Raw genomic sequence first — 12,911 nt, forward strand, 5'->3', positions numbered from 1 at the left:
TTGCGGGTGGATCAGAAAGTCCGGGAGACCGTGCCCAGCCACGGGGTTTCGCCTGGGCCGCCCTGCATGCGCGGGGTATTGCTGCTGGTGAAGATGCGCTCGCCTTTCAGCGTCCATCCGGCGCGGCTCCACTTCAGTCCCAATTGACCGTACCGATAGCGGCCGGAGCGCGGCGCACCGTAGGCCATGGCCGGAAAACGCGAGGTGCCGGCTCCCAGTGACAGCGCGATATCGTTACCCAGCGGGATGTTGGCGGTGACGTCGAAGGCCATGTTCCACGGCGACTGGTCCGCACGCGGGAAGTTGAAGGCCGACAGCGAAAAGGTCAGAACGTCGCGGTAGGACCAGGCCAGGCTGGCTTCCTGGCGGTCGAAGGTGCGGGTGGAGCGGTTGGTCGGGTAGCCGTAGTAGAGCAGGCTGGCCTGCATCTGCCAGCGGTCGTCCAGCATCCAGGCGCGCCCGGCCTGGGCAGTGACCGCCACCGGGTCGCTCAGCGACGGCGACTGCAGCGCCACCGAGCTGGAGACCGACCAACCCGGCGCCGGCAGCCAGTAACCGGCGGCCTGCAGGGTGAGCTTGTTGGGCGCGATCGAGATGCCGCGGTCGATCAGCGAGGAGGTGACGGCGACCGCACCGCCCACGTTGGCGGCCAGCGCGCCGCCGCAGGCGCCGGTTGCCATTGCCAGCAACAGCGCCCGGGCCAGCTGGCGGTGCCGCCGTTGCAACTGCGGCTGCAGGTGCCGACCGCAAGGCCGCTGGTGCGGCGCGCTGCATAGCAGCTCAACGTGGTGGTGCGCGCCGGTGTCCATCAGTGCGCCCACGGCTGCCCGCCACCGACGCAGCGGCGCGCGTGTGATGGGAACGGCTTGGTAAGGGCAACGGTCGGCAATGGCGTGGGACGTGGACATTCAACGGGCGCCGATAGTGACCCATGACGCTGGGTGAGACCGCCGCGGCTGCGGCGGTTCCGTCCGTATACGCGAAGGTTTCGGCTCGGGCAATGCGGAAGCGTGCAGCTGCGCGGGTACCCAGCTGCCGGCCGCGGAGAGTGCGGCCGGCTGACTGTACCGGGCTTGAAGCAGGTGCCCTATGCAAGGTCACAGTGCAGCAACAGATACGTTCTGCCCGGAGCATTGCGCCTGCATGACCGGGGCAGGGCCAAGCGCGGCGCCCGTGCTTGTCTGGTCGCTTTGTGGCGGCCTGCCGGCCGCCTCAGTGCAGGCTGTTGAGGTAGACGATCAGTGCGTCGAGTTCCTTGCTGTCCTTGAGCCCCTCGTACTCCATCTTGGTGTTCGGCAGGGTGACTGTGGAGTCCTGTTTGAGGAAGTTCTGCAGGGTGGCTGTGGTCCAGGTGAGCTTGCTCGCCTTGAGATCTGCGGTGTAGCCCTTGAAGTCGGCCACGCTGCCGGCCGGTCGGTTGACGATGCCAAACAGCGAAGGGCCCTTCTTGTTCTTGCCGGCGGTTGCGCTGTGGCACTCGGCGCATTCGCTGGCGAACACGCTCTTGCCATCGGCGGCGCGTGCCGGAGGGGGCAGGGTCGTGCCGGCCAGCACCAGGCAGGCCAGCGGAAGGCACAACACGGTTTTGTAGGGTGAGTTCATGGAAATCCGTACGGGTGCGGGAGGGGTCAGAACGTCAGGTTGACCGACATGGTGAAGCTGTCGAGATCGCGCGGGTTGGTGATCGGCGGGCCGCGGAACACGTTGGAGGTGCTGCCGTTGAACTTGTCGAAGCGGAACCAGCCGGCCGACACGCGCAGGTTGGCGATCGTGGTGTAGGTGCCTTCCTTGCCGAACGGGGTCCAGTACAGCAGGATCAGATTGCTGGTGGTGTCGGGGATGCCCACCGGCGAATAACGCGCTGCATCGAACGAGCCGGTGTTGATCATGTGCGCGGCCAGCACGCCGTAGCTCTGCTTGTAGGCGTAGTTCACGCTGAAGGTCTGATCGCGCACGCTGCCGCGATCCAGCGCAGGCATGGTCGGGTCGGACGACAGCAGCGGGCTGCCGTATTTGCGGCGCTCGTAGATATTGACGTACGCCAGCGACGCCACATGCTCGCGGGTGCCGAGGAACTGATAAGTGAGGTCGTAGCCGAAATCGGTGAGGTCGTCGCTGGGCCCGTTGCGCGGACGCTGGCGGCGCGTGTTGAGCGCGGTCAGGCCCACCGAGAAGAACTGGCGCTTCATGTCCTTCATGTAGGCAAGACGCGCGTAGGTGGTGTCGCTGAGCTTGCCCGGGTCGCCATTGACCGGCCAGCCGAGGCGATCCTGCGCAGAGGGCGACAACGCGCTGTAGCTGCCCACTTCGCCGTACCAGTTCTTGTCGTACAACCCGTACACGCTGGCGCCGATGACGCGGTTGGACAACGCCGATGAGCTGAGCATGGTGGAGGCGCCGCCGTTGGAGGCCGGCGTCAGTGTGGATGCGTTCGGCAACACGTGCACCGGGTCGGAAATGCCCGGGTTGTTGTTGACGCTGACGCCGATCATGGTGTCCTTGCCGCCCAGCTGGAACGGCTTGCCGACGAAGCGCAGATCCACATCGTCCAGGCGCGTATCGAAGGTGGCGTTGCCGCTGTTGGTGGAGCGGATCTTCGAATAACCGCCGATGTTGTCGTTGACGCGGCCGCCCAGGTACAGGTCGGCCTGGCGCAGGCGCGCGGTGCTGTCGCCGCGGCTGGGGTTGTTGCGCGACCAGGTCAGCTGGCCGGAGACCGGGATCTTGGTGCCGTTGCCATCGGTGTCGGTGAAGCCGCCGAGCTTGAAGCGCATGCCGTACGGCGTGAGCGACGGACCGTAGGAACCGATGTGGCAGTCCGCGCAGGACGAGCCGGTCTGGCGCGCGAACGAGGGAATCGCCTGTGCCTGCGTGCTGGCCAGCAGCAGCAACGGGCCGGACACGCACAACAAGGACGTCAGGGAAGCGGTACGCGTGGCGGTGCGACGCGGGGCGGGCTGGAAAGCGGGCATGGAAAGTCCTTGTTCGACGGTGCGGGAGGCAGCGGTGCGGGAACGGGCGAGGAAATGGATCACGGAAGGCGATGTGCGGCGGTTCATGCGCGCTTGCCAGGCAATACGCGGCCCAGCAGACCGTCGCGCAACACCAGGTGGTGCCAGAGCGCGGCGCCGATATGCAACAGCACCAGCGCCAGCAGCGCCCAGGCGGCGTTCAAGTGCCACACGCCCAGGGTGTCGCCGAGGTCGCCGTCGGGGGCGACCAGCGCGGGCAGCGGGATGCCGAAGAAATAGACCGTCTTGCCGAAGGCGCTGCTCAGCGACCAGCCCAGCAACGGCAACGCCAGCATCAGCCCGTACATCGCCACATGGGTGGCGCCAGCGGCCAGACGCATCGGCAGCGACGCGGGCGGGCCGGGCGGCAGTGTGCGTAGACGCAGACGTAAACCGATGCGCAAGGCGAACAACACCAGCACCAGCAGGCCGAAGTGGCGGTGCCCTTCCAGCAGCCACTGACGCAGTGCGCGGCCATCCAGTTCGGCGCGCAGCAGGATCAGTGTGGCGGCCATGGTCAGGCACAGCACGGTGAGCCAGTGCAGCACGCGCATCGAGCTGGGCAAGGGCAGCACGCGTGCGGCCGGCGCCGGTTCCGGCAGCGGGCCTGCGCGGTTGGCGGAAGCGCTGGCGGGCGCCTGGGGGGATGGACTCATCTGATCTGTCTTCCGGTGGTGGTCGTTGGTTCCGGCAGTGCGTTCGCTGCCAGGCCTGGCTCCCCACGCCGGCCGAACGGCGGCCAGGTGAACGTGCACCGATATGTGCGGCCATGTCGGAAAAAGGTTGCGTCGCAGTGGATGTTTTGCTTGCGCGCGCCGCACAGCGAGGTGCTGCGATACGCGCAACTGCGCTTGCGCGTACCTCGCTTCGCAGCGCCGTGACCGCGCGCAACCTTTCGCGCAACCGGGCGCACTCAGGCATGTCGCACTACGTGCAGTCAGCGGTTACGCCCCTCCGATCATGGCCATCGAACGCATCCAGTTGCACACCCACGGTGACGATCGCGGGCTGCTCGTTTCATTGGAGCAGCAGCGCAATATCCCGTTCGAGATCCGCCGCGTGTATTACCTGTTCGGCACGCGCGACGGCGTGCATCGCGGCCAGCACGCGCACCGCCAGCTCAATCAATTTGCGGTGGCCTTGCACGGGTCGGTGACGATTCTGCTGGACGAGGGCAATGGCGAGAGCCCGAGCGAGGTGGTGCTGAACGACCCATCGCAAGGCCTGCTGCTCGGTCGCATGGTGTGGCGCGATCTGTACCACTTCAGCGCCGACTGCGTGCTGATGGTGCTGGCCGACCAACTCTACGACCCGGGCGATTACATCCTGGATTACGACCAGTTCGTGAGCGAAGTGCGTAGCGGGAAAAATCTTGTGGGCGCAAGCAAGAGTTTCATTCCCGATATCGAGCCTTTACTTGGAGTGCAATCGTAAGATGCCCGGGTTTATGGATGTGCCTTTCCTGGATTTGCGTGCAGTCAACGCGCGCTATGCGGATGAACTCAAGGCCGCTGCCGCACGCGTGATCGACGCCGGCTGGTATGTGCTCGGCAAGGAGCTGGCTGCGTTCGAAGAAGAATTCGCCAGCTATTGCGGGACCACGCATGCGGTCGGCGTGGGCAACGGGCTGGATGCGTTGTCGTTGATCCTGCGTGGTTATCGCGAGTTGGGCGTGTTGCGCGAAGGCGATGAGATCATCGTGCCGGCCAATACCTTCATCGCCACGTTTCTGGCGATCAGCCAGAACCATCTGGTGCTGGTGCCGGTGGAGCCGGACCCGATCACCTTCAATATGGACCCGGCCAGCGTGGAAAAGGCGATCGGGCCGCGCACGCGCGCCATCATGGCGGTGCATCTGTATGGGCAACTGGCCGACATGCCGGCGTTGCAGACGCTGGCCCATCGCTACGGCCTGTTGCTGATCGAAGACGCTGCGCAGGCGCATGGCGCGAGCGCACGGGGCCGACGTGCCGGCGCCTTCGGCGATGCGGCGGCTTTCAGCTTTTTCCCGACCAAGAACCTCGGCGCATTGGGCGACGGCGGTGCGGTGGTCACCTCGGATCAGCGCCTGGCCGAGCGCATCCGCGCGCTGCGCAATTATGGCTCGGAGGTGAAGTATCACCATCTGTGCCAGGGCGTGAATTCGCGCCTGGATGAACTGCAGGCGGCTTTTTTGCGGGTCAAGCTGGCCTACCTGGACGAAGAGATCGCGCTGCGGCGTGCAGTGGCGCAGCGTTATCTGCACGGCATCGACAACCCGCTGATCGTGCTGCCCACGCTGGTGGCCGAGCAGCAGCATGTCTGGCATTTATTTGTGGTGCGCAGCACCCAGCGCGACGCCTTGCAGGCGCATCTGTTGCAGCATGGCGTCCATACGCAGATTCATTACCCGGTGCCGCCGCATCGGCAGCCGGCGTATGCCACGCTGGGCAATGCTTGCCTGCCGCTGAGCGAGCGTCTGCACCAGGAAGTGCTGAGCCTGCCGATGGGGCCGGCGCTGGACGATGCGGCAGTTGCGCGGGTGATCGCCGCCTGTCAGACGTTCGGCACCCGCGCATGAATGTCGTGCGCAGCAGCGCCTACACCGGCGTTGCGACGCTGGCCAAGCTGCTGGCGGCGTTGGTGGTGGTCAAGCTGGTGGCGGTCTACGCCGGGCCGCAAGGCGTGGGCCGGCTGGGCCAGTTTCTCAACCTGATGTCGGTGCTCGCGGTCCTGGCCGGTGGCGGCATCAGCGCCGGCATCGTCAAGTACGTAGCGCAGTACCGCGATGACGCGCCCGCGCTGGCACGCTTACTGAGTGCGGCGCTGTGGTACGCGTTTTGTGCAGCCTGCGTGATGGCGCTGCTGGCTGTGGCGTTCAGCGGGGCGATTGCCGAACGCCTGCTGGGCGATGCGAGCTACCGTCCGCTGATCTGCGTGCTTGCCGTCGCACAATTGGGCATCGCACTGCTCAATTACCTGCTGGCGGTGATCAACGGCTTCATGGACGTGCGCCGGCTGGCATTCGTGCAGGTGTCTGGCGCCGTGCTGAGCGTGGCGCTGGTGGCGTGGCTGGCCAATCGTGCGCAATTGCAGGGCGCGCTGCTGGCGCTGGTGCTGGGCCAGGTGCTGTGGTTGCTGGCTGCGGTGCCGGCGCTGCGGCGCAGCCCGTATTTTCAGCCTGCGATGTGGCGCATGCGCTTCGATGCGCAGATGACCCGCCAGCTGGCGGTATTTTCGCTGATGACGCTCACCTCCACGCTGGTGCCGCAGCTGGTGACCATCATGGTGCGCGATCATCTGGCGCTGCAGTACGGCTGGCGGCAGGTAGGCTATTGGCAAGCGGTGAGCCGGGTCTCGGACGCCTATCTGCTGTTCTTCACTACCGCCATCAACGTGTACTACCTTCCCAAGCTGGCGTCGCTGCACGGCGCTGCGGCGCTGCGCCGCGAGCTGCGCAACGCCTATCGCTACGTGATGCCGGCGGTGATCGTGATGGCGTTGGGCGTCTATGTGTGCCGCGACTGGATCACCTGGCTGCTGTTCGATACGCAATTTGCTGCTGCAGCGCCGCTGTACGGCCCGCAGCTGCTGGGCGATGTGATCAAGATCGCCGCCTTCGTGCTGTCGTACGTGATGTTGGCCAAGGCGATGACGCGGCTGTTCGTGATGTCCGAATGCGTATTTGCGGCGAGCTATCTGGCGCTGGTGTACGTGTTTACTGCGCAGTTCGGGTTGATCGGTGCAATGTATGCCTTCGCCGCCAACTACGTGCTGTATCTGTTGTTCAACATCGTGGTCGTGCGGCGCTACCTGGGACGGACGGCATGAACGATCAGACGCCTGCACGTGCACGCTGGCCATTGGTCTCAGTGCTGATTCCGGCTTTCAATCATGCGCGTTTCGTGCAGCGCTGCCTGGACAGCGTGTTGGAGGACCCGTACCCGTGCAAGGAAATCGTCATCATCGACGACGGCTCCAGCGATGCCACGGGGGAAAAGATCAGCCAGTGGATCGGCGCCCATGGGCACCGGCTGCCGGTGCAGTTCGTGCAACGCGAGAATCGGGGGGTATCAGCAACGTTGAACGAGGCTGCTCGGATCGCGCGTGGCGACTACATCCGTATTGTTGCCAGCGATGACTACTTGGTGCCTGGTGGAATTTTGGTGCAGGTTAAATTTCTCGAAAAGCGCTCTGACAAGACAGCCGTCATAGGCGATGCCTGCGTGGTCGATGAGGAAGGACGGTGCATTTTGCAAAGCGCGATGCGCGATCTTCATCGTGCCCAAAAGAGTGATTATTTGACCGATGCCGGAATTCGTCGCGCTGTTATCGGGAAGTGGGCCGTCAGTGGCGCCGTTACGATGCTCAGGCGCCGTGCATTTGACAGTGGTATGCGGTGGAACGAGTCGCTCAAGATTGAGGACTGGGACTTATTTCTTCGATTGGTTTCGACTGACGCGCTCGCATTTTTGGATGTAATTGTTTCTGCGTATCGGCTGCATGGAACCAATGTCAGTAAGACACGGGATCTTGATAAGAGGATTGGAAATTTGACCGAATTTGCGCTGGTTGCCGAGTGTAATTCAGAAATTTTTACGGGTGCGGATTTTTGGTTGCTACGGGCCCAGTTGAGTATTATAAAAGCCAAGATATTTTTTTTGAAATCAAATTACTTCGCGGTGATTTGGCATTTGGCAGCCTACCTGATTAAAAGATCGATCGCTGTTTGTAGCTTCAAGCGAAGGGGGCTGAAGTGAGGCAGGCGCCCGCTTCTCTTCTGCGGAGACCGGCGACATACCTGACCCCGGCAATCTTTTTTAGTTGCATCGTTACGGCGGTGACTTACGAGTTGCCGAGTGGATATTGGCAAGGGCTTGCTTGGTTGCTCGCGGGGGCGAGCGGGGTTTTGGTCCTGGACCTATTGGCTGGGCCACAGCTTCCCTGTTCTTGTCTTTTTCGCCAATACAGGTACGCCGGCACCCGCGACGCGTTTCTGGCAATGGCACTGGCCGCGGTGGTGACGGTGTTTTGCATTGCCGACGTGGTGCTGTTTCCGATTCCGTTGTTCAGCGATCCATCGTCGTATGCCAGTTTGAGCCCGCTGCGCGCGCATGTGCGGCACATCTCCAACATGTGCTGGATCCTGCCGCCGATCGCGTTGCTGTGCGTGCGCCATCGCGGGCTACGCGCGGCGATGGTGGCGCTGGGCTTCGTCTTCCCGATCGTGGTGATCGACCGCAACCGCATCTTCGCCGGCCTGTTTTCGTTCGTGCTGGTGATGCTGTTGCGCCGCGAGCCGGCGCGCCGCCTGCCGTGGAAGACCATCGGGCTGCTGGTACTGGCATGCGGCGGCGTGTTTTCGATCCTTGGCGCGTTGCGTTCCGGTTCCCTGGCGACCGTGGCGTTGCCATTCAGCGCGTTTTACCGCGCCATGCCGCAAGGCGTGCAATGGCTGCTGCTCTATATCAGCGCCGGGCCGTACAACTTTGGCGCGATGCTGGCCAAGGGCTATGTCAACGCCAGTTTTCTGGTCAATCAATTGGTGCCGTTCAGTGGTTCGATCGCCACCGCCGACACCAGTATTCCGCTGGATGCGCCCAACATCAATGTGGGCACCGAGTTTTTCCCGTTCTTGATGGCCTGGGGCGCTCCCGGTGCACTGCTGGCGTTGCTGGCGTTGTATGCCGGGCTGGTGTGGAGCGTGCGCCGGCTCAACGGCTCGCTGTCGATCTTCCACGTGCTGATCTTCCTGCGCATTGCCTATGCCTGCCTGATGTCGCCCTTCGCGCCACAGGCGTTCACCTGGACCAACTTCGGCTTCATCGCGCTGTGCCTGGTGCTGCATGCCTGCACGGTGGTGTTGCCCAACCGTTTATCCGCACACCCGTCTGCCGCATAAGCGTGCAGCACGCCATTCATCGCCCCAGAGCTGCGCACCATGAATCAACACGACGAAATCTATCTGATCGACCTGTGGCGCATCCTGCGCCGGGAATGGCGCTGGGCAGCGGCAGTGCTGGTCGTGGTGCTGGGCCTGACCTTTGCGTTCACGCGCTTGGCCAAGCCACAGTGGGAAGCCGCCGCATGGATCCAGGTCGGCGAGATCGGCCCGACACCTGCCGGCCGCGACCCCAAGGTGGAGCCGTTTCAACGCGTGATCGACCGCATGAAAACGCGGCTGTTCCAGGATGCGGTGTTGCGCCAGGCGCAGGTGCCGCTGAAGAGCCGCGCTGCGCAGCTGTATCGCAACAGCCTCAAGCCGGACCCTGACCCGTACGCCAATCTGATCGGCGTGACCATCCGCGCCGAATCGGCACAGCAGGCGCGCGCGTTGGCCATGGCCACCGTGACCGCGCTGCAGACCTTGCATGGCGATACCAATGCGGTTGCGCTGGATCTTGCACGCAGCCGCCTGCACGGCTTGAGCGACGATCTGCGCGCAGCTACCCGTAACCGCGAGCAGCTGCAGCGGCAGTTGCAAGCCGGGCAGGGCGCGTCCGTCGCCACGCCGGCGCAGGTGTTGGCCGGCGTGCTGCTCACCGACAGCAACACCACCATCCGCGCCTTGAAGAGCGAGCGCGACGATCTGATCGCGCGCCTCACCGCGCGCTACACCTACCAGACCTCGCTGGCGTGGCCGCTGTACGTGCCCGACCGCCAGGCGTATCCGAATGCGATCACTGCCTGGGCAGCGGGCTTGCTGGCCGGGGCAGGGCTGGGCGTGCTGGCCGCGGTGCTGCGCAATGCGCTGCGTCGTCGTGGGCAGGCTGCTGCGCACGCTGGTGCGTGAGGGATGAAACGTGTATCGGCACGCTTGCGTTGGGCTGTAAAAAGCGCACCCAATCAACGGCGACCGGAAGACTGCAGAAGCCAGGCCGCACTTCGCATGTCTGCGTATCCAGCCAATTCGCCCCTGGCGAACGTGATCGCCTGAACCCGTTTGAGTACCGCCCGCCACGCTGCAACCAAACCGCCAGCACCCGGCACTCACGGGTCTATCAAGCGATGCCGCATTGGCGGCGTTGCGCCTGGAGAGTGTCGTGAGAACAGCAGGACGGGTGTGGGAGGCTGCGCATGTCGACGATCAATGAGCATGCCGCGCGGGGTGGCACGGTGGCGCCCGAACAACTGCTGGAAACGCAGCGTGCCTTCGACAGCGTTGCCCCCGACTACGACGGGCCACGCGGCAACAACGCGCTGATCCAGCGCATGCGCACCACGCTGTGGAACACGGTGGCTGCCGAGCTGCCGGTGGGCTCGCGGCTGATCGATCTGGGCTGCGGTACCGGCCTGGACGCTGGCCAATTCGCCAGCCGCGGGTATTCGGTGCTGGCCACCGACTGGTCGCCGGCGATGGTCGAGCGCACCCGCCAGCGCGCCGCCAGCCACGGTCTGGAAGAACGCCTCACCGCCGCGCATGTGGGCATCCAGCAACTCGATCGGCTGGAAGGCAGCTTCGATGGCATGTACTCCAACTTCGGTCCGCTCAATTGCGCACCCGATCTGCCGGCCGTGGCCGCCGAATGCGCGCGTCTGTTGCGCGCCGATGGGTGCCTGGTGTTTTCGGTGATCGGGCGGATCTGCCCCTGGGAAATCGGTCATTACGCCTTGCGCGGGCGCTTCAAGCGTGCCGCGGTGCGGGCTGCCAAGGGTGCAATTGCGGTGGGCATGAACGGCCACACCATCTGGACCTGGTATCACCTGCCGCGCGAGTTCTACCGCGCGTTCGAACAGCACTTCGTGCTTGAGAGTTACCGCGCCCTGAGCCTGTTCCTGCCGCCGCCGTATCTGGTGGATTTCTGCGAACGCAATCCGCGCCTGTCCGAGCGGCTGGGACGCTGCGACGACCGCTTGGGCGGGCTGCCGCTGCTGCGCGACATGGGCGATCACTTTCTGATCGTGATGCGCAAGCGCTGAGTGGAGATGCCGATGGCCATGGCCGATGTCTGCCTGCAAGGCGCACGCGCGATCACCTTGGCCGGTCCGTCGCGCAGCGCAGTGAGCATCCGCGCGGGGCGCTTCGGCGGCACGCTCGGCACCGGCACCTTGCGACTGGACCTGCACGGGCATGTGCTGGCGCCGGGGCTGATCAACGCGCATGAGCATCTGCAGGTCAACTGTGTGCCGCCGCTGCCGCAGGTTGCCCCGTTCGCCAACAGCTATGCGTGGATCGAGGCATTTCAGGCGCATTTCCAGCATCCGGCGGTGGCCGCGGCACTGCGCGAGCCCAAGGCGGTGCGGCTGCGCCATGGTGGCCTGAAGAACCTGCTGGCCGGCGTCACCTGCGTGGCGCAGCACGACCCATGGCATGCCACCCTGGACGAAGCGACCTTCCCGGTGAGCCTGCTGCGCGCGTTCGGCTGGAGCTATGCGCTGGGATGGACAGGCTACGGCCCGCCGGTGCAAGGCAGTTTTGCCGCAACTCCGGCTGCGTATCCCTGGATGATCCATCTGGCCGAAGGCACCGACGCTGTCGCGCGTGCCGAACTCGACGAACTCGATCGGCTGGGCTGCCTGGCCGCCAACACCGTGCTGATCCACGGCGTGGGCATGGGCGAGCAGGACATCGAGCGCGTGATCGCACGGGGCGCGGCCGTGGTGTGGTGCCCGTCCAGCAATCACGCGCTGCTCGGCCGCACGCTCGATCCGTGGCGCTTGTGCATGGCCGGCCGGCTGGCGCTGGGCAGCGATTCGCGCATCAGCGGCGCGCGCGACTTGCTGGAAGAACTGCGCATTGCCGGCGAGAGTGGGCTGGCGCCGGACCTGCTGCTGGGCATGGTCACCCATGATTCCGCACGCATCCTGCGCATGACAACGCGTGGGCGCATTGCCCCCGGTGCCGCTGCGGATCTGCTGATCGTGCGCGACCGTGGCGGCGAACCTGCCAACAGCATCATCGGTTGCGAGCGCAGCGCCGTGCGTGCGGTGATCCGCGATGGCAGGCCGCGCATCGCCGATCCGGATTTTGCGCCGTGGTTCGACGCAGCCGGCATTGCCACAGTACCGGTGTTGCTGGATGGGCGACCCAAACTGCTCGATGCCACGCTGGCCGACCCGGCGGTGCTGGCGCTCGAACCCGGCCTGCAGCGCGTGTCGCTGGAGCAACCGGCGCCGGCCACCGCGCAGCTTGCGCAGGCACTGGCCGGCAACGGTGTTTTTTCGTGAGCGCAGTGCCGGTGCTCGACCCCGCCGCAGCGTATGCGCTGTGGGCGCAGGCGTATCCGCCGCACGCGCATAACCCGGTGATGCTGGCCGAAGAACGCGCCATGCTCGCCTTGATGCCGGCCAGCCTGCAGGGCCAGCACGTGCTGGACGCCGGCTGCGGCAGCGGCCGTTACATGCTGCACGCATTGCACCGCGGCGCACGCCACCTCACCGGTGTCGATCTGTCGCCGGAGATGCTGCAGCGTGCCGGCATCGAGCTGGCAAGGGACTGGCCGGCCGCACGGATCGGCTTGCAGCACGGCAGCCTGGAGCATCTGCCGTTGGCCGATGCGGTGGCCGACCTCAGCGTGTGCGGGCTGGTGGTGGGGCATCTGCAACGGCTGTGGCCGGCGCTGGAAGAACTGCATCGTGTCACCCGCGTTGGTGGCATCGTGCTGTGCAGCGACGTGCATCCGATCGGCCACGCGCTCGGCTGGCGACGCGACTTCAAAGCCGATGGGCAGCACTACGCGGTGCGGCATACCCAGCATCTTTATAGCCACTGGCACGCGGCGTGCACCGCACTCGGCTTTGCAGTCGAAGCCGTTGCCGAGCCCATGCTGGACCCCGCGGACATTCCGGCCGGCGCGCGTTTCGACCAGACTGCGTTGCAGGTGCCGGTTGCACTGGTGCTGCGGCTGCGACGCGTCGCATGAGCATGACCTGGTATAGCGCAGTCGCATGCGGTGCGGTGCCTGCTGCCCGTCGGTGGCA

13 protein-coding genes are annotated in these 12,911 nt (G+C 65.0%); 9 read left to right on the plus strand and 4 right to left on the minus strand.

Features of this window, described 5'->3' with window-relative positions; all coding sequences use genetic code 11:
* Positions 1–11 precede the first annotated feature (11 nt).
* From A7D16_RS00095 to A7D16_RS00110, 4 genes are all read right to left on the minus strand, one after another.
* Positions 12–821, minus strand: a complete 810-nt coding sequence (locus tag A7D16_RS00095) for a TorF family putative porin (RefSeq protein ID WP_193395418.1) — start codon at positions 819–821, stop codon at positions 12–14.
* A gap of 391 nt (positions 822–1,212) precedes the next feature.
* Positions 1,213–1,602 carry a c-type cytochrome gene (locus A7D16_RS00100; RefSeq protein ID WP_064628664.1) on the minus strand — a complete coding sequence of 130 codons (390 nt, stop codon included), beginning with the start codon at positions 1,600–1,602 and terminating at the stop codon, positions 1,213–1,215.
* 26 nt (positions 1,603–1,628) lie between these two features.
* Positions 1,629–2,972 carry a hypothetical protein gene (locus A7D16_RS00105; protein WP_064628666.1) on the minus strand — a complete coding sequence of 448 codons (1,344 nt, stop codon included), beginning with the start codon at positions 2,970–2,972 and terminating at the stop codon, positions 1,629–1,631.
* Positions 2,973–3,055: 83 nt separating this feature from the next.
* Positions 3,056–3,667: a cytochrome b gene (locus A7D16_RS00110; protein ID WP_181920577.1), complete on the minus strand. Its 612-nt coding sequence runs from the start codon at positions 3,665–3,667 to the stop codon at positions 3,056–3,058.
* Between the two features lie 304 nt (positions 3,668–3,971).
* Between A7D16_RS00110 and A7D16_RS00115 the strand changes: the two genes are divergently transcribed.
* The 9 genes from A7D16_RS00115 (at position 3,972) to A7D16_RS00155 (ending at position 12,853) form a co-directional block, all read left to right on the plus strand.
* Positions 3,972–4,445, plus strand: a complete 474-nt coding sequence (locus A7D16_RS00115) for a sugar 3,4-ketoisomerase (protein WP_064628668.1) — start codon at positions 3,972–3,974, stop codon at positions 4,443–4,445.
* Between the two features lies 1 nt (position 4,446).
* Positions 4,447–5,571, plus strand: coding sequence for a DegT/DnrJ/EryC1/StrS family aminotransferase (locus A7D16_RS00120; protein WP_162841550.1), 1,125 nt, complete (start codon positions 4,447–4,449; stop codon positions 5,569–5,571).
* On the plus strand, positions 5,568–6,821 hold the full coding sequence (locus A7D16_RS00125; RefSeq protein WP_064628677.1) for an O-antigen translocase: 1,254 nt from the start codon (positions 5,568–5,570) through the stop codon (positions 6,819–6,821). Before A7D16_RS00120 ends, A7D16_RS00125 begins: the two co-directional genes overlap by 4 nt.
* Complete coding sequence (locus A7D16_RS00130; RefSeq protein WP_064628679.1) at positions 6,818–7,750, plus strand: glycosyltransferase family 2 protein; 933 nt, start codon at positions 6,818–6,820, stop codon at positions 7,748–7,750. Before A7D16_RS00125 ends, A7D16_RS00130 begins: the two co-directional genes overlap by 4 nt.
* A gap of 149 nt (positions 7,751–7,899) precedes the next feature.
* Positions 7,900–8,892 carry a hypothetical protein gene (locus tag A7D16_RS00135; RefSeq protein WP_374053778.1) on the plus strand — a complete coding sequence of 331 codons (993 nt, stop codon included), beginning with the start codon at positions 7,900–7,902 and terminating at the stop codon, positions 8,890–8,892.
* Positions 8,893–8,931: 39 nt separating this feature from the next.
* Positions 8,932–9,783, plus strand: a complete 852-nt coding sequence (locus A7D16_RS00140) for a Wzz/FepE/Etk N-terminal domain-containing protein (RefSeq protein WP_064628683.1) — start codon at positions 8,932–8,934, stop codon at positions 9,781–9,783.
* 284 nt (positions 9,784–10,067) lie between these two features.
* Entirely contained in the window at positions 10,068–10,910 is an 843-nt protein-coding gene (locus A7D16_RS00145) for a class I SAM-dependent methyltransferase (protein ID WP_064628685.1), read from the plus strand.
* A 12-nt stretch (positions 10,911–10,922) separates the two neighbouring features.
* Positions 10,923–12,158 (plus strand): amidohydrolase family protein, encoded by a 1,236-nt coding sequence (locus A7D16_RS00150; RefSeq protein ID WP_064628919.1) that lies wholly within the window; start codon positions 10,923–10,925, stop codon positions 12,156–12,158.
* Complete coding sequence (locus A7D16_RS00155; protein ID WP_064628687.1) at positions 12,155–12,853, plus strand: class I SAM-dependent methyltransferase; 699 nt, start codon at positions 12,155–12,157, stop codon at positions 12,851–12,853. The genes A7D16_RS00150 and A7D16_RS00155 overlap by 4 nt, the downstream gene beginning before the upstream one ends.
* Positions 12,854–12,911 lie beyond the last annotated feature (58 nt).

The sequence above is a fragment of the Xanthomonas nasturtii genome (assembly GCF_001660815.1).
In the GTDB taxonomy this organism is placed as follows: domain Bacteria; phylum Pseudomonadota; class Gammaproteobacteria; order Xanthomonadales; family Xanthomonadaceae; genus Xanthomonas; species Xanthomonas nasturtii.

Bases quoted from the DNA above. Each gene is read 5' to 3' on its own strand.
- A7D16_RS00125 (WP_064628677.1), top strand. From the start codon at position 5,568: ATGAATGTCGTGCGCAGCAGCGCCTACACCGGCGTTGCGACGCTGGCC.
- A7D16_RS00110 (WP_181920577.1), bottom strand. From the start codon at position 3,667: ATGAGTCCATCCCCCCAGGCGCCCGCCAGCGCTTCCGCCAACCGCGCA.
- A7D16_RS00150 (WP_064628919.1), top strand. From the start codon at position 10,923: ATGGCCATGGCCGATGTCTGCCTGCAAGGCGCACGCGCGATCACCTTG.
- A7D16_RS00145 (WP_064628685.1), top strand. From the start codon at position 10,068: ATGTCGACGATCAATGAGCATGCCGCGCGGGGTGGCACGGTGGCGCCC.
- A7D16_RS00140 (WP_064628683.1), top strand. From the start codon at position 8,932: ATGAATCAACACGACGAAATCTATCTGATCGACCTGTGGCGCATCCTG.
- A7D16_RS00105 (WP_064628666.1), bottom strand. From the start codon at position 2,972: ATGCCCGCTTTCCAGCCCGCCCCGCGTCGCACCGCCACGCGTACCGCT.
- A7D16_RS00130 (WP_064628679.1), top strand. From the start codon at position 6,818: ATGAACGATCAGACGCCTGCACGTGCACGCTGGCCATTGGTCTCAGTG.
- A7D16_RS00100 (WP_064628664.1), bottom strand. From the start codon at position 1,602: ATGAACTCACCCTACAAAACCGTGTTGTGCCTTCCGCTGGCCTGCCTG.
- A7D16_RS00120 (WP_162841550.1), top strand. From the start codon at position 4,447: ATGCCCGGGTTTATGGATGTGCCTTTCCTGGATTTGCGTGCAGTCAAC.
- A7D16_RS00115 (WP_064628668.1), top strand. From the start codon at position 3,972: ATGGCCATCGAACGCATCCAGTTGCACACCCACGGTGACGATCGCGGG.